The 15,408-nt window shown below is 61.7% G+C and carries 18 protein-coding genes; 3 read left to right on the top strand and 15 right to left on the bottom strand.

Annotation, left to right across the window (positions count from 1 at the left end):
• Nucleotides 1–5: 5 nt before the first annotated feature.
• The 12 genes from eda to LUA85_RS06535 form a co-directional block, all read right to left on the bottom strand.
• The gene (gene eda, locus LUA85_RS06590) at nucleotides 6–620 is read right to left on the bottom strand and encodes a bifunctional 4-hydroxy-2-oxoglutarate aldolase/2-dehydro-3-deoxy-phosphogluconate aldolase (protein WP_231468035.1); all 615 of its coding nucleotides are present in this window, start codon (nucleotides 618–620) and stop codon (nucleotides 6–8) included.
• A gap of 98 nt (nucleotides 621–718) precedes the next feature.
• Nucleotides 719–2,068, bottom strand: coding sequence for an oxygen-independent coproporphyrinogen III oxidase (hemN, locus tag LUA85_RS06585; protein ID WP_231468025.1), 1,350 nt, complete (start codon nucleotides 2,066–2,068; stop codon nucleotides 719–721).
• Entirely contained in the window at nucleotides 2,058–2,306 is a 249-nt protein-coding gene (locus tag LUA85_RS06580) for a hypothetical protein (protein ID WP_231468023.1), read from the bottom strand. The genes hemN and LUA85_RS06580 overlap by 11 nt, the downstream gene beginning before the upstream one ends.
• Nucleotides 2,303–2,452 carry a cbb3-type cytochrome oxidase assembly protein CcoS gene (gene ccoS / locus LUA85_RS06575; protein ID WP_231468021.1) on the bottom strand — a complete coding sequence of 50 codons (150 nt, stop codon included), beginning with the start codon at nucleotides 2,450–2,452 and terminating at the stop codon, nucleotides 2,303–2,305. Before ccoS ends, LUA85_RS06580 begins: the two co-directional genes overlap by 4 nt.
• A complete protein-coding gene (locus tag LUA85_RS06570; RefSeq protein WP_371823655.1) occupies nucleotides 2,449–4,596 on the bottom strand; it encodes a heavy metal translocating P-type ATPase in 2,148 nt (715 codons plus the stop codon). The genes ccoS and LUA85_RS06570 overlap by 4 nt, the downstream gene beginning before the upstream one ends.
• On the bottom strand, nucleotides 4,569–5,051 hold the full coding sequence (locus tag LUA85_RS06565) for a FixH family protein (protein WP_231468019.1): 483 nt from the start codon (nucleotides 5,049–5,051) through the stop codon (nucleotides 4,569–4,571). The genes LUA85_RS06570 and LUA85_RS06565 overlap by 28 nt, the downstream gene beginning before the upstream one ends.
• The gene (gene ccoG / locus LUA85_RS06560) at nucleotides 5,048–6,517 is read right to left on the bottom strand and encodes a cytochrome c oxidase accessory protein CcoG (RefSeq protein WP_231468017.1); all 1,470 of its coding nucleotides are present in this window, start codon (nucleotides 6,515–6,517) and stop codon (nucleotides 5,048–5,050) included. The genes LUA85_RS06565 and ccoG overlap by 4 nt, the downstream gene beginning before the upstream one ends.
• A 22-nt stretch (nucleotides 6,518–6,539) precedes the next feature.
• Complete coding sequence (gene ccoP, locus LUA85_RS06555; protein ID WP_231468015.1) at nucleotides 6,540–7,460, bottom strand: cytochrome-c oxidase, cbb3-type subunit III; 921 nt, start codon at nucleotides 7,458–7,460, stop codon at nucleotides 6,540–6,542.
• Complete coding sequence (locus tag LUA85_RS06550) at nucleotides 7,453–7,623, bottom strand: cbb3-type cytochrome c oxidase subunit 3 (RefSeq protein ID WP_231468013.1); 171 nt, start codon at nucleotides 7,621–7,623, stop codon at nucleotides 7,453–7,455. The genes ccoP and LUA85_RS06550 overlap by 8 nt, the downstream gene beginning before the upstream one ends.
• Nucleotides 7,620–8,369: a cytochrome-c oxidase, cbb3-type subunit II gene (ccoO, locus tag LUA85_RS06545; protein ID WP_231468011.1), complete on the bottom strand. Its 750-nt coding sequence runs from the start codon at nucleotides 8,367–8,369 to the stop codon at nucleotides 7,620–7,622. The genes LUA85_RS06550 and ccoO overlap by 4 nt, the downstream gene beginning before the upstream one ends.
• Nucleotides 8,370–8,385: 16 nt before the next feature.
• Complete coding sequence (gene ccoN / locus LUA85_RS06540) at nucleotides 8,386–10,035, bottom strand: cytochrome-c oxidase, cbb3-type subunit I (protein WP_231468009.1); 1,650 nt, start codon at nucleotides 10,033–10,035, stop codon at nucleotides 8,386–8,388.
• 98 nt (nucleotides 10,036–10,133) lie between these two features.
• Nucleotides 10,134–10,900, bottom strand: a protein-coding gene (locus LUA85_RS06535; protein WP_231466484.1) for an IS5 family transposase whose coding sequence is annotated in 2 segments (ribosomal slippage) — nucleotides 10,134–10,588 and nucleotides 10,588–10,900 — 768 coding nt in all. Because the reading frame shifts where the segments join, the coding sequence is not laid out codon by codon here.
• 55 nt (nucleotides 10,901–10,955) lie between these two features.
• On the opposite strand from LUA85_RS06535, the gene LUA85_RS06530 reads away from it, so the two are divergent.
• The 3 genes from LUA85_RS06530 to LUA85_RS06520 all read left to right on the top strand — a co-directional run bounded on the left by LUA85_RS06530 (nucleotide 10,956) and on the right by LUA85_RS06520 (nucleotide 12,724).
• Complete coding sequence (locus LUA85_RS06530; RefSeq protein ID WP_231466483.1) at nucleotides 10,956–11,123, top strand: hypothetical protein; 168 nt, start codon at nucleotides 10,956–10,958, stop codon at nucleotides 11,121–11,123.
• Between the two features lie 150 nt (nucleotides 11,124–11,273).
• Entirely contained in the window at nucleotides 11,274–11,972 is a 699-nt protein-coding gene (locus LUA85_RS06525; protein WP_231468007.1) for an OmpW family protein, read from the top strand.
• A gap of 224 nt (nucleotides 11,973–12,196) precedes the next feature.
• Entirely contained in the window at nucleotides 12,197–12,724 is a 528-nt protein-coding gene (locus LUA85_RS06520) for a hypothetical protein (RefSeq protein ID WP_231468005.1), read from the top strand.
• Between the two features lies 1 nt (nucleotide 12,725).
• Here LUA85_RS06520 and LUA85_RS06515 read toward each other — a convergent pair whose 3' ends face one another.
• From LUA85_RS06515 to LUA85_RS06505, 3 genes are all read right to left on the bottom strand, one after another.
• A complete protein-coding gene (locus tag LUA85_RS06515) occupies nucleotides 12,726–13,421 on the bottom strand; it encodes a Crp/Fnr family transcriptional regulator (RefSeq protein ID WP_231468003.1) in 696 nt (231 codons plus the stop codon).
• Nucleotides 13,422–13,744: 323 nt separating this feature from the next.
• Nucleotides 13,745–14,233, bottom strand: coding sequence for a flavin reductase family protein (locus LUA85_RS06510; RefSeq protein WP_231468001.1), 489 nt, complete (start codon nucleotides 14,231–14,233; stop codon nucleotides 13,745–13,747).
• A 42-nt stretch (nucleotides 14,234–14,275) separates the two neighbouring features.
• A complete protein-coding gene (locus LUA85_RS06505) occupies nucleotides 14,276–15,187 on the bottom strand; it encodes a CmcJ/NvfI family oxidoreductase (RefSeq protein WP_231467999.1) in 912 nt (303 codons plus the stop codon).
• Between the last annotated feature and the right edge of the window lie 221 nt (nucleotides 15,188–15,408).

Genomic DNA, 15,408 nt, shown 5'->3' with positions numbered 1-15,408 from the left:
GCCAGTTATTGCCCCAACGCAACCGCTTCACGTGCGGCCGCTTCGATCGCCGCTTCGTCCGGCACACCCTTGCCCACGACCCAGCTGCCGCCCACGCAAAGCACCGGATCGAAGCCGAGCCAGTCAGGCGCAGTGGCCGCGGTGATCCCGCCGGTCGGGCAGAAACGACACTGATAGAACGGGGCGGCCAGCGCCTTCAGCGCCGGAAGCCCGCCCGATGTGGAAGCCGGGAAGAATTTGAAGTGATTGAGGCCAAGATCCATGCCGCGCATGATGTCACCGGCAGAGGCGATGCCCGGCAGGAACGGTATGCCCGATGCGACAGCCGCCTTGCCCAGCGTGTCGGTCAATCCCGGTGAGACGATGAATTCGGCGCCAGCGTCGATCGCGGCCTTCAATTCATCGGGATTGGTCACGGTGCCCGCGCCGACAATCGCGCCTTCGACCGCCTTCATCGCGTGAATGACGTCAAGCGCCGCCGGAGTGCGCAGGGTGACTTCGAGGACGCGCAGACCGCCCTTGACCAGCGCCCGTGCAATGGGAAGCGCATGGCTGACATCTTCGATCACCAGCACAGGAATGACCGGCGCGGTACGCATGATGGTTTCGATCGGCTTCATGGCGTCTCCCTCGCACTTTACCCGTTGTGGAGATCGGGTTTAGCGCGAGTCCGCCTTATTGTGCACCTGCTAAGGCCGGGTGCATAGCTATTCTTGCGTCATACCGCCGAACTGAATTGCTTCGCTCCGCCACGATAGGCGTCGAACACGGCTGCGATGGAGCGCGTATAAGGCTCGCTGCCGGGCAACAGTTCAAGCGTGCTGCCGTCAAACCGCGCCAGCCCGATCGCCGTGAACGGCTCCAGCCGGGAGCGACTGGCTTCAAGCAGATCGCCATCGATCCGCGCCCTTCCCCGGCACAGCAAATCGGTGATGATGGCACCGCGCCGCCGGTCTTCGTCCGTGCGCGCCACGCCCTTGCTGCCGGTCAGGCGGTCCGCGCCCAGCAATGTGCGATAACGACCGGCGTTCTTTTCATTCTGCACGAACACGTCGGGAAATTCGCTGATCGACGATGCACCCAAACCGATCAGGACTGGCGACTGGTCATCGGTAAAGCCCTGGAAATTGCGCCGCAACGTGCCTCCCGTGGCAGCGAGCGCCAGATCATCATCGGGCAGCGCGAAGTGATCGAACCCGATGGCCTTGTACCCCGCCCCGGTCAGGCGGGCGTATCCTTCGGCCGCCATGCGGAAGCGCGCCCGCTGATCCGGCAACTCGCTGGCATCGATGCGTTGCTGGCGCGGGATCATGTGCGGCACGTGGGCATACCCGAACAGGGCGATCCGGTCCGCACCCATCGCGACCGACTGGTCGAGCGTATCGGCCAGCACGGCATCGTCCTGAAACGGCAGACCGTACATCAGGTCGAAATTGATCGAATCGACCCCCGCTTGACGAAGCCCGGCAACGGCGCGTTCTATGTGTTCACGCGGCTGCACACGGCCAATTGCGGCCTGCACCCTTGCATCCAGCGTCTGTACGCCAAGGCTGGCCTTGATCACGCCGATGCCACGGATAGCGGTGAACCAGTTTGCGGCCAGCCCGCGCGGATCCAGTTCCAGCGAGATGACGGGCCTGGCAAGGCGGAAATTCACCGTCAGCCGATCGACCAGCCGTACGAAATCGGTCGGCTTGATCGCGTTGGGGCTGCCGCCGCCAAAGGCAATGCGCGCGATACGCACAGAGGGGTGGAGATTGCGCGCGACCAGTTCGATCTCGTGATGCAGCGCTTCAAGATAGGCGGCAAGACGCTGGGTCTTGTTGGCCGCGCCGGTGTTGCACCCGCAATACCAGCAGATTTCCTGGCAATAGGGGATGTGAAGGTACAGCGAAACCGGCCCGCGAAGCGCCTGCAACGCCTCGCCCTGACGCTGCTCGAAGCTTTCCTCGACAAACTCGGCAGCCGTGGGATAGCTGGTATAGCGCGGAACCGGGCGTTCCAGCAGTTCGGGATAGTAGGTCCAGTTCGCGAACGTTTCGGTCCGGTGCATCACTTCAGCCGACATCGGGGTCATCCTCCTCCCCGCAACAGCTATCGTCGCCAATCCGCTTGCGCATTGAGATATGGCAAACTTTGCAGCAGGGCTGCCCGCTGTTCCCGTCATTCTTTCCGGGAATGCGGATGGGTATCGCGCCGCCGCTTCCACCGCACGATGGCACCATCACGAATGATGCCTGCGCAGGGGCCGGACTGGCCATCTGGATCAGCGCCAGCGGAGCCAGCAGATTACGCAAGCGGCTCACGATTGTTCATCCTCATCGATCAGGATGCGCGCCGCTGCGCCATCAAGATCGCTGAACTGGCCCCGTTGCAGCGCCCAGAAGAAGCTCGCCAGCCCGAACAGCCCCATCCCCAGCGCAATGGGCAGCATGAAAGCCACACTGTTCATTTTGCTTCTCCGGCAAGTCTCAAGGAATTGGCAACCACGATCAGCGAACTGGTCGACATCGCGATGGCCGCAATCAGCGGCGTGACGAACCCGGCAATCGCCAGCGGTACGGCCAGCATGTTATAGCCGATCGCGAGCACGAAGTTCTGCCGCACCACGCGCATCGTCGCGCGTGAAACACGGATCGCGCGCGGGATGGCCAGCAACGATTCGCCGGTGAACACCATGTCTGCCGCCTGACGCCCGACATCGCTGGCCGTGCCGGGCGCGATGGAGGCATTGGCAGCGGCGAGCGCCGGACCATCATTCAGGCCATCACCTGCCATCATCACTTTACGCCCGGCGCGTTGCAGACGCTCGATGGCTTCCTGCTTGGCGGCGGGGGAGGCGGCGGCCTGCGCGGTCAACCCGGTAGCGCGCGCAACAGCGGCGACAGCAGGCACGGAATCACCGGAGAGAATCGAGGCCTCCACCTTCATCGCGGCAAGTTGCCCCAGCGCCGCTTCGGCATCGGGCCGCAAGCGATCGGCAAAGGCGATAACCCGTACCGGCCCGCCTTCGATGCGCAGCGCGGCAGCCATACCTTGTGCCGAAGCCGGACGCCCCAGCGCGACGGCAATACCGTTCCAGCGGGCGCTGACGCCCTGCCCGGCTTCCTCGCGCACGTCTTCCAGATTTGCGGCGCATATGCCCATCGCGCCCAAGGCCTGAGCCAACCCTTGCGAGAGCGGGTGGCGACTGTGGCTGGCCAGCGCCAGAGCGACCGAGGCTTCGGTGGCCGACAAGGTGCGCAGCGTCACGTCATCGGGCGTCGGTCGGCCGAGCGTGAGCGTTCCGGTCTTGTCGAGCAGCAGGCGGTCCACTTCGGCCATGCGTTCAAGCGCGGAACCATCCTTGACCAGCACCCCGCGCTTCAGCAGCGCACCCGCCGCAACGACTTGCGCCACCGGCACGGCAAGGCCCAGTGCGCAGGGACAAGTGATGATCAGCACGGCAATGGCGATGACCAGCGATTGATACATGCCCGCCCCAGCCAGCATCCACCCGGCAAAGGTCACCGCCGCCAGCGTGTGCACGGCAGGCGCATAGAGCCGCGATGCACGGTCGGCGATTCGCACGTATTTCGAGCGTGATTGTCCGGCGACGGCCATCAACCGCGCAATTTCGGACAAAGCGGTATCCTGCCCGGTTGCGATTACCCGCACATCTACAGGCGCTTCGATATTCAGCGTACCGGCGTGGGCGGCGCTGCCTGGCAACCCCGGCACCGGCGCGCTTTCGCCGGTCAACAACGATTGATCGAAGCGCGTGGCCCCGCGCACCACTTCGCCATCGGCGGCAAGGCGTTCACCTGCGGCAACGCGCATCAGCATTCCGGGGCGCAGCGCCTTGGCATCGAGCCATCGCGTCTGCCCATCTGCCGCCACCACCATCGCGCCAGTGGCCGCCTGCCGCAGCAGCGCATCCACGCCGGACCGCGCACGATCGCGCATCATCGCGTCGAGCACACGACCGGCCAGCAGGAACGCGAGCAGCATCAGGACGCCATCGAACCAGGCTTCCTTCCCGCCCGTCAGCGTTTCATAGAACGACAGGCCGGTGGCGATGGTTACTCCGATGGAAATCGGCACGTCCATATTGGTGCGGCCATGGCGCAGCACCTTCCACGCCGAACTGAAGAACGGGCGTCCCGCATAGACAATGGCGGGAACGCCGATCAGCGCGGAAACCCAATGGAACAGCCCGCGCGTGGTGCCATCCGCGCCCGACCAGATGCTGACCGACATCAGCATCACGTTCATGCATGCAAAGGCAGCAACACCCAATGGGGCGAGCAGCGGCCTTACCGCCGAATCCGGCTCCGCTTCCGGCTCGCGCACTTGCGCTTCGAAGCCGGTGGCAGCGAGCGCGGCTATGAGTGCAGGCATCTCCACCTGTGGGGCGTGGATCACCTCGACCGTGCGCGCGGTCAGGTTCGTGCGGGCAGACTGTACGCCCTCGACCTCGCCGAACGCGCGCTCGACCTTGCCCATGCATCCGGCGCAATGCATGCCCGGCACGGCAAGCACGGTGTGGACCGGCGCGGCATCGGCGGGCGCGATGCGGTGCACCACGCTCACAGCACTTCTCCCACAGTGCGCCATACCTTGCCATCGGCCTCGACCGTCACGCGCAAGCGCCAGCGTCCTGCCTCAAGCGGCGCGGCATAAAGCCCCGGCTGTGTTTCATGCAGCACAATCGCGGTTGTGGGGCGCTGGCCCAGCGGGTGTTCGGCCACGGCGGTCACGCGGGCAGCGGCAATCGCCTTGCCCGCGCTGTCTACAAGGCTGACTGTTGCGCGGCCATCGCCATCGCGCGCCATACCGCCCTTCCAGCCAAGCGCCTGCTGCGCGCTGGCCTGCTTGAGCCAGCCGTTGAACTGCTGGCTGGCGACATAGGAATTCTCGACCACGACACCGCCGAAAGTCGAACTGGCAAGGCTTGCCATGAGCATGTTGACGGCGATCACGATGGCGAAAAAGCTGACGAGGATGATCGCCATGTGCCAGCCAGTGAATGGGCGTCCGGTGGTGGCGGAATTGCGGCTTTGCTGGGTCACTGGCCGTTTCCTTGTGCTGTGGTGAATGTGGTTTCGCTGATGTCCTTGCCGCCATCCCTGTCGGTTGCGGTCAGGACGAAGGCGAAATCGGTCGGCGCACTTCCACGCGGACTGATTGCATAGACGCGAAGCCGTCTCGTCGTATCGGAAGGCACTTCAACGCTCAGCCCGCGGCGCGCTTCGTCCGCATCCATTTCATCGGTGAAGATCGCGCCATCCGGCAACCCTTCCAGCGCGAGGCGGAAGGTGCGCGGACGCGATTCCATGTTGCGCAGCTTAAGAGTATAGGCATTGCGCACAGCGCCATCGGACAATGTGACGTATTCCGGGTTGCGATCCTTGGCGACCGACAGGTCCAGCCGCTCACGCTGGCCCAGCGCGAACAGCAGAGCGAGGCCAATCGCCGACCAGACGCCAAGATAGACCAGCGTACGCGCGTGGAAAATTCGCTTGAAGATCGCGACCGAAGGCTCCCCGCGCTTCTCCCGTTCGGCATCGTCCAGCGTGCAATAATCGATCAGCCCGCGCGGTCGGCCCACGTCGGCCATCGCCTTGTCGCAAGCGTCGATGCACAGCGCGCAGGTGATGCAGCCGATTTGCGGCCCTTCGCGGATGTCGATGCCGGTGGGGCAAACCGCGACGCATTGCAGGCAATCGATGCAATCGCCCAGCGGGGTCGCGGCCTTCAGCGCCGCCTTGACCGAACCGCGTGGTTCGCCGCGCCAGTCCTTGTACGTGACGATCAGCGATTTTTCATCGAGCATCGCGGTCTGGATACGCGGCCAGGGGCACATGTAGATGCACACCTGTTCGCGCATGAAGCCGCCGAAGATGAACGTGGTCATCGTCAGCACGAACGTGGTGGCATAAGCGACGGGCGCGGCGGTACCCGTCCAGAATTCGTGCTGAAGCGTCGGCGCATCGGCAAAGTAGAATATCCAGGCACCGCCGGTGGCAAAGCTGATGCCGAGGTAGATGCCCCACTTCAGCAGGCGGCGCGCGATCTTGGCCGGTCCCCATGAAGCCTTTTGCAAACGCAACTGCGCGTTGCGATCACCGTCAACCAGCCGGTCGACGTGCTGGAAGAGGTCGGTCCATACCGTTTGCGGGCACGCATAGCCACACCATGCGCGCCCGACAGCGCTGGTAACCAGGAACAGGCCGACACCGGCCATGATCAGCAGGCCTGCCACGAAGTAGAATTCGTGCGGCCAGATTTCGATGTTGAACATGAAGAACCGGCGGTTCGCCATGTCGATCAGCACCGCCTGATCGGGGGCATAAGGCCCGCGATCCCAGCGGATCCAGGGCGTGCCCCAGTAAACCACCAGACACACGGCCATGACCAGCCATTTGAAGCGCCGGAACGCTCCATCGATGGCCTTGGGGAAAACCGACTTGCGCTTTGCGTAGAGGCCGATTTCGTTGGAGTGGTCCGCGCTCATTTTGGGATCGTGCGCGTTCATGCCCGTGTGTCCTGTATCGAGGTTAGTTGGCGGTGACGGCGGTGGGCGCTGCATCGGGCAAGGAAGCTAGCGCTTCCTCACCGCCGCCCAGCGAGTGGACGTAAGTCGCCAGCATCTTGACCGTGACCGGATCAAGCCGGGTGCCCCACGATGGCATCACGCCATAGCGCGCGTTGGTAATCGTCTGCGTCAGCGACTTGCGGTCACCGCCGTAGAGCCAGATCGCGTCGTTCAGCCTCGGCGCTCCCACCGCGCGACTGCCCTCGCCCACCGAGCCATGGCAGACAGCACAGTTGGCCGTGTAGATCGGCGCCCCGCGCAGCGCCGATGCGCTGAGTTTTTCCTGCCCCGCGATAACGCGGACATGGCTGACCACATCCTGCACCTGGGCTGCCGTCAGAATGCCGTCGCGCCCGAAGGCCGGCATCTGGCTCATCCGCGTAGCGTCATCGCCAGGCTGGCGAATGCCGTTGACCAGAGTCTGGTGAATGGTCGCGGCATCGCCGCCCCACAGCCAGTCATCGTCATTGAGGTTGGGATAGCCCGTACTGCCCGCTGCGCCGTTGCCGTGGCACTGGATGCAGTTGACCTTGAACGCAGCGCGGCCACCATCGATCGCGGCACGGCGCAGCTTGGGATCGGCAGCGATCTGTTCGATGGAGGCCTTGCCCAGTTCGGCGCGCAATCCTGCGGTCCGCGCGGCCTCCGCCTTCATTTCCTTGTCCAGCTCGCCCCGGCTCGACCAGCCGAACGTACCTGCGGTTGCGGTGTTGAGCAGCGGAATGGCCGGATAGACCACGCTGTAGCCGATCGCAAACACGATGCAGGCGTAGAACGACCACAGCCACCAGCGGGGCAGCGGATTGTTCAGTTCCTCGATGCCATCCCATTCGTGGCCGACAGTTTCGACGCCGGTTGCGTCGTCAATTTTTGGCTTAGACATCGTGCTCGTCCTTGAAGATCGAGTTCGCCGCGTCGCGATTCATCGGCCTTGCGCCAGGCCGGAACGGCCAGGCGCTCAGCCCCACGAAGATCGCCGTCATCATCAGCAGGCCCCAGCTGTCGGCAAGGTGCCGCAGCATGTCGTATGTGGAATGCGCGCTCACCGGCCCTTCTCCTTCGCAAGGGTTTCCTGCGCAGCAGGCGCGTTCACATCGACCAGCGTACCGAGCATCTGCATGTAGGCGATCAGCGCATCCATCTCGGTCAGCCGGTTTGGATCGCCATCGAAATCGCGGGCCTGCACCTTGGGGTAGCGCTTCTTGAGATCGGTCGCGTCGGCGTTCGGATCGGCCTGAATCTTCAGATCGTCATTGGCCTTGGCGATATCGTCCTGCGAATAGGGCACTCCGATCTGGTAAAGCGTGCGCAATTCGGCGGTCATGTCGCCTGGGTTGAGATCGTGCTCCGCCAGATGCGCGTAAGTCGGCATGATCGATTCCGGCACCACGGCGCGCGGGTCTTTCAGGTGCTGGACGTGCCATTCATCCGAATAGCGATTGCCCACGCGCGCCAGATCCGGCCCGGTGCGCTTCGATCCCCACTGGAACGGATGATCGTACATCGATTCCGCGGCCAGGCTGTAATGGCCATAGCGTTCGACCTCGTCCCGGAACGGGCGGATCATCTGGCTGTGACAATTGTAGCAGCCTTCGCGAATGTAGATATCGCGCCCGGCCTGTTCGAGCGGGGTATAGGGGCGCATCCCGTCCACCTTCTCGATCGTGTTGTCGATCCAGAACAGCGGCGCGATTTCAACGATGCCGCCCACCGTCACCGCTGCAAAGGCGGCAAGGCCCAGCAGGGTGACGTTGCGCTCCAGTTTCTTGTGTTTTTCCACGATGGTGGTCATGGTTCTGGTCCTTGGATCAGGCCGCAGCCGGGGCCGCGTGGGTGATCGGACGGTCCTTTGCAGGATCGAAGGCGGCATCGCGCATCGGCGCTTCTTCGCGGTAGTGCCCAAGGATGGTGCGCCACACGTTGACGGTCATCACGACAGCGCCAGCAAGATAGAGCAGGCCACCGAAGGCGCGCAGGAAGAACATCGGCTTCAGCGCCAGCACGGTTTCGGCAAAGCTGTTCACCAGATAGCCGTCAGCGCCATATTCGCGCCACATCAGGCCCTGGGTGATCCCGGCCACCCACATCGAGGAGGCGTAGAAAACGATACCCACCGTGGCGAGCCAGAAGTGCCAGTTGACCATGCGCAGGCTGTAGAGGCGCGGTTTGCCCCACAGGCGCGGCACAAGGTAGTAAACCGACGCGAAAGTGATCATGCCGTTCCAGCCCAGAGCGCCCGAATGCACATGGCCGATGGTCCAGTCGGTATAGTGCGACAGGCTGTTGACCGACTTGATCGACATCATCGGGCCTTCGAAAGTGCTCATCCCGTAGAAGGCCAGCGCCATCACCATCATGCGGATGATCGGATCGGTGCGGACCTTGTCCCATGCGCCGTTGAGCGTCATCAGACCGTTGATCATGCCGCCCCAGCTTGGCATCCACAGCATGACCGAGAAGACCATGCCCAGCGTCTGCGCCCAATCGGGCAGCGCAGTGTAATGAAGGTGGTGCGGACCCGCCCAGATATAGAGGAAGATCAGCGCCCAGAAGTGGATGATCGACAGGCGGTAGGAGAAGATCGGACGTTCGGCCTGCTTGGGCACGAAGTAGTACATCATCGCCAGAAAGCCGGCGGTCAGGAAAAAGCCCACCGCGTTATGACCGTACCACCACTGCACCAGCGCGCCCTGCACGCCTGCAAAGATCGGGAAGCTGCGGCTGCCGACAAAGCTGACCGGCCAGTTGAGGTTATTGACGATGTGCAGCATCGCCACGGTGATGATGAATGAAAGGTAGAACCAGTTGGCCACATAGATGTGCGGCTCGGTCCGCTTGACGATGGTGCCGACGAAGACCGCGAGATAGGCGACCCAGACGATCGTCAGCCACAAGTCGACGTACCATTCCGGCTCGGCGTATTCCTTGCCCTGGGTGATGCCCAGCAGATAGCCGGTGGCCGCCAGCACGATGAACAGCTGGTATCCCCAGAACACGAAACGGGCGAGGCCGGGGAAGGCCAGCCTCGCCCGGCAAGTACGCTGCACGACGTAGAACGACGTGGCGATCAGCGCGTTGCCTCCGAAAGCGAAGATGACCGCAGAAGTATGCAGCGGGCGCAGCCGCCCGAATGCGGTCCATTCAAGACCCAGATTCAGCACCGGCAGCGCGAGTTGCAGCGCGATGACCAGACCGGCAAGAAAACCCGCCATGCCCCAGAACACCGTGGCAATTACACCCCAGCGGATCGGGTCGTCGTCATAACGGCCGGGATCGGGCGCGAGGATGGCTTTTGACAGATCCACGCCGCGCAGCGTGACAATCAGCCCGATGATGCAGGCAAGCGCAACCAGCGCCATGTGGATGGCAAAGCCGGAATCCACGGCTGCGGCGCAGGCGATAATGGCGATGAGAAGCGCCACGAGCCATAAGCCTGAGCGCGAAAGAGCGGAAACCATGGAGCCTTCCTTCCATGAGTGATGTTGAAACCGCGCTGCACCGCCAGGGAGCAAGGAACATTGACCGACATCAAATCGCGCGGAATCAGCCTCCTACTTTAGGCCGTAGACTCATAAACGCGCAGCCACAGGCGCATTGAGGCGAGTTGGACCATGGCCAGAAAGTTTTCGGCCAACTTGTCGTAGCGGGTAGCTACTCTGCGGAAGTGCTTCAATTTGGAGAAATAGCGTTCGATCAGGTTCCGCTCGCGGTACAGCCATGTGCTGAAGTACGGTTTCGACTTCCGGTTTGCCTTGGGCGGAATGTTGGCAAACGATCCCTTTTCGCGGAGAGACGCTCGGATACGATCGGCGTCATACGCCTTGTCTGCCAGCACGATTGTTCCGGCGCCAACGTGATTGAGTAGATCGTCAGCCGCTTGCCCGTCGTGGCTTTGCCCGGCAGTCAGGCTGAGCCGGATCGGGAGGCCTTGCCCATCGACGACCGCGTGGATTTTGGTGGTGAGCCCGCCTCGGGAGCGACCGAGACAATGATCTCGATCCCCCTTTTTGCCGTCGCAGCCTGTTGGTGCGCCCGGATGGAAGTGCTGTCGATCATCTGGATATCGCCATCATGGGCGGCGGTGATGGCGTCCATCATTCGATCCCACACACCGGCTTTTCGCCATCGCACGAAGCGATTGTAGCAGGTTGTGCGCGGGCCATAGCGTTCCGGCAAGTCTCGCCACGGCGCCCCTGACCGCAGCACCCAGAAGATGCCATTCAGCACACGCCGGTCATCGACACGTGGCACGCCTCTAGGCTTGTTGGGCAACATTGGTTCGATCACACGCCACTCGAAATCGGTCAGGTCATATCGGCTCATCCAGTCCCTGAATCAGCTTTCGCTCAACAAGGAAAGGCGTGTTACGATGAACCCTATGAAGCCCTGGATGTCTTGGACGCTATTCTTCTTTGCCGCTGCCTTGATCGCATTCTTCAGCGGTGAGCAGTGGAACACCCGACTTATCGTGTTCCTGATTCTGACAATTCCGATTGTCATCTGGGCGGTGCGACAGATCAAGAAGGCTCAGACACCGTCGCGTTAATGGGTTCACGGCCTAGTCGTAGACCGCGATTTGGGTTTTTGCGCTCCGTCAATGTCCGACGATTCGCAGCGGTGCATCACCGTGGTCGAGCCACGGACAATCGTCTTTGGCCTGCGAGGGGCAGGCCAGCCGTGGCGCAGGACAAGTGCAATGAAAAAGCTGATTTCCGCCGCCAAGCCTGCCGCTCTGGCCGCTGTCATCGCCGCAGCCATGCTGGCCCCGGCACCGGCGCTGGCCGGATCGAGCGATGGCAAGCTGCAAGTCAAGGTGCTCGGCACCGGCGTCCTGCCGGATGGCAAGATCGTGGAAGTGAAGAATGATCCGCTCGGCCTGACCGTCGGCGCCAACACCAAGGCGAACGACAACTACGTACCGACGCTGGCCGTGGAATACTTCGTCACGCCAAACATCTCCGCAGAGACGATCTGCTGCTTCACCCAGCATCATGTCAGCGGCACGGGTACGCTGGCCGCTGCGACCGAGATCGTCGATCACGTGCTGGTCCTGCCCGCAACACTGACGCTCAAGTATCACCTGCCACTCGGCGGCGGTATCAAGCCCTATGTCGGCGCAGGGCCATCGATGTTCATCTATTTCGATGAAAAACCGGGTTCGAGCATCGTTCCGCTGGGCGTGACCAAGGTGAAGTTCGCCAACGATGTTGGGTTCGCCCTTCAGGCTGGCATCGACATTCCGGTTAACGACAAGGGCCTTGGCGTCAGCCTCGATGCCAAGAAATACTTCATGGACACGACCGCGCATTTCTATGCCGGCAGTGCCGAAGTGCTTACCACCAAGCATTCGCTCGATCCATGGGTGGTCAGCGCGGGGCTTGCCTACAGGTTCTGAGCCTTAAGGCTAACGGCCTCTACAGGTTCTGATCGAATTCCCTGCCGCCCTGCGCACCCCACGCGCGCAGGGCATGGGGACGGCGGGCAGGATGGTGCGCGGTTCTGGGATCACCGCGTTGCCGCCCTGCCCGCTACTTCATTCTCAAGCCGGGTATTTTTCCGCTTGGCTTGGGCATATTCGAAGGTATCATCGAATGAGTGCCAGACGATACGGGGGTAGTCTTGGGCAACGAACGAACCTGTCAAGCGTCGGCCTACGATCTTGATCTTGCCGAAAATTATCAGCGGCACCGCGATTACATCATCCACGAAGATGGATTGATCAACAATCGCGTTGGCTGGTTCATCCAGCTTCATTCGTTTCTGCTGGCAACGTACGGAATCGTGCTTGCCTCTGCGGTCAGCACATTCTTTCCGCAGGCGACCCCTGACCCCAGTGTTGCCCAAGTGGTAAAATCTCTTCTTGCCGCAGTTCTTGCAAGCATCACGATCATCGGCATCTGTTCTGCTATCTCCGCGGTCAGATCAATAACGGCGGCACACAGTGCCATCAAAAACATACAGCAACGGTGGGTAACCAAAATACCTGCATGCGAACGTGAATTGTTTCCCGGCCTTATTGGCGGCGGTAACGATCAGACTGACGAAAAAGGAGCAACGCTCCATCATTTTTTACCGATTGCAATGATCGTGATGTGGGCATTTTCTCTCGGCGCACCGCTTGCCATCCTCTGGCTCACGCTTTGTTGATCTACCCTGCCAGGGCAACCAGTGCCCGTCGGTCGACGATTTCCACTTCTCGCCGCGATGGCAGCTCGACCACGCCATCGTTTTTCAATTTGGTGAACTGACGGCTTACCGTCTCAATCGTCAATCCCAGCACATCGGCCACTTGCTGGCGCGAAAACGGCAGCGAAAAGCGCTTCGCCGGTCCGCCGGGGGCAGCGCAGCCGGTTTCTGCCAGCCGGTCCGACATTTCGAGCAGGAACGTGGCGATCTTTTCCGACGCATTCTTGCGCCCCAACAGCATCATCCATGACCGGGTCCGGTCCAGTTCGGCCAGGGTCCGCTCCAGCAGCTTGTGTTCAAGCTCTGGATGCTCGCGCGCGAACCGGTCAAAATCGTTGCGCGAAAATACGCAAACGCGCGCATCGGTCAGCGCGACCACGCTGGCGCTGCTGGTCTGCCCGAATGGCCGACCGATGAAATCGGAGGGATAGGCGACGCCGACAATCTGTTCGCGTCCGTCTTCGGTGCTGGTCGTAAGCTTGAGCACACCTTCGATCACATTGGCGACGAGCAGCGAATCATCGTCTTCCCAGATCAGAGGTTCCCCTGCCTGGACATTGCGGCGCCGCCCGATGGTGTTGAGCGCCCCGATCTCGCCATCATTAAGGCCGGAACAGATTGCCCGGTTACGGACAACGCAAGTGTCGCATGAACTCATGTTGCGGCGTTACCATTGCAATCGAGATCGGGCAATTGGCCAAACTGCCGATTTCGCAAGGCGTTGGTTCCCCTGCTGCGTTTCCATTGCAGACAGCGCCGAACGGCACTGGCCAGAAATCAGGCAAAAAAATCGGGCGGCCGGAATGCCGGACCGCCCAAGTTGGGGAGAAATCGCCGAAACGGGCTGCCATCTGTAGAAAGAAAAGCGCCCCGCTCCGCCGAAATCATCAATACGGAGGTCATGCTGCGACTGCGTTGACGAAGGTCAAAAACCTCACAATTTTTCAGATTGCGGCCCGGTTTCAACATCCGGCCAGGCGATTACACGCCAGGCAGGTCCGCAACGTCATGATACTTGCCGCGGAAGAACAGCAAGGGCGTTCCATCCTCACGCCGATCAAGCGATTCGACGGCCCCGACAACCAGCAGATGATCGCCAATTTCCTCGACCCGCTCGACCACGCAGTCGATCCAGGCAATCGCATCATCCAGCAGGGGGACACCCGAAGGCGTATGCCCGTGCGCCAGTTCGGCAAACTTGTCGTCCGCGCGCGCTGCAAAGCGCTGGCACAAGTCGAGTTGCCCGGCCCCCAAGACGTTGACGCAAAACCGCCCCGCTGCTGCGATCTTGGGCCAGGTCGAAGAGCTTTTGTCCGGGAAGAAGCCTACCAGCGGCGGATCCAGCGATATGGACGAGAACGATCCGACGACCATTCCGTGCCGGACCCCGTCAGCATCGATTGCGGTAATCACACAGACGCCTGTAGGCCAGGCACCCAGGACATTGCGAAAATGGCGAGCATCGATCATTGCGCTCACTTGTCTGCAAACGCCTTTCAGGTCAACCGGCCCTTATTCAAAAAATGCGATGCACCGCACCTCGATACTGCTGCGAATATTCGCGTCGGACAGGCTGGTATCGTGAAAGGCCGTGTGCGGGCAGCGCCATGTCACCGAATGATCGCTATCCTGGAACTTGAACAGCAGCACATCGTCAGCCGCCATGTTCGAAAAATACCACCAGCGATGGCGGTCGCGATAGCGGAATATGGTTGCCGCGATCATCTGGTTTTCATCTTCGACCGGGGCGGTCAGCGCGTCGCCCGTTGGAAATTCATCGACCACGAACAGTGTGTTGGAAGCGGTTTCCTCTTCGTTGACCGTCCGCCCGTCGCAAACGGCCAGCGGCCAGTCCTGTGGTCCGGGTGAAAAGGTGCGCCACAGCGAAAAGCAGATGTAGCGCTTGTAACCGGGTCCGTCGGGGAAGCGATCGGCATAGATGCGCGCAGCTGCACGGCGGCCGGTGATTTCGTTGTAATCGACATGCGCCTCCCCTGCCGGGGGCTGGATGCCGCCGCTGTGCTGATAGCCTGCGACCTTTTCCTTCGCGCGCGCCGTAAGATCGGCAGAGGTGCGGATCATCCAGCCTTGTGCAGCTGCGCGCGATGCTCCGCAGAGGCGGGCGACCAATTCCTCGACTTCTTGCAGATAGGTGGCATCGACCGCAGCCTTGTCATGGAAATCGACAATGGAAGATCCATGCTTGCCCAGCATGAAGCCATGCATGTCGAGCGTGAAATGACCGCGCATGGGCATGCCGTCGCGAACGACACAATCATAGTCGAAATAGTCGCCAGTGTTCATCTCGGCACCCTGGCTGACGTAACGCCGCGTGACATAATCGCTATCGCCCAGATAGCGGATGCGCGCAGGCGCAAGGCGCGCCGTATCCTCTATCGGCGAAAGTTCCGAAGTTCCGGCCATACTCTCTCCCCCGCGCAGTCCTTGCTGGCTGGCACTCAATTTACACATTTGTGTAATTCCTGCAAGCCTTGCGGGACGCAGGCCTGCCCGATCATCGGGCGTTGAAAGAAAAGACAAGCCAAACGCGCAATGAGGCTGTAAGGGCCGCGCGAACTGCATCGCCAGAGTCTTGTGGGATAATTCGAGGCCAGAGCGATGCGCAGCGGGAACCGCTGCGCAAA

It is taken from the genome of Novosphingobium sp. CECT 9465, assembly GCF_920987055.1.
GTDB lineage: Bacteria > Pseudomonadota > Alphaproteobacteria > Sphingomonadales > Sphingomonadaceae > Novosphingobium.
This window is presented reverse-complemented; position numbering and strand designations above follow the sequence as displayed.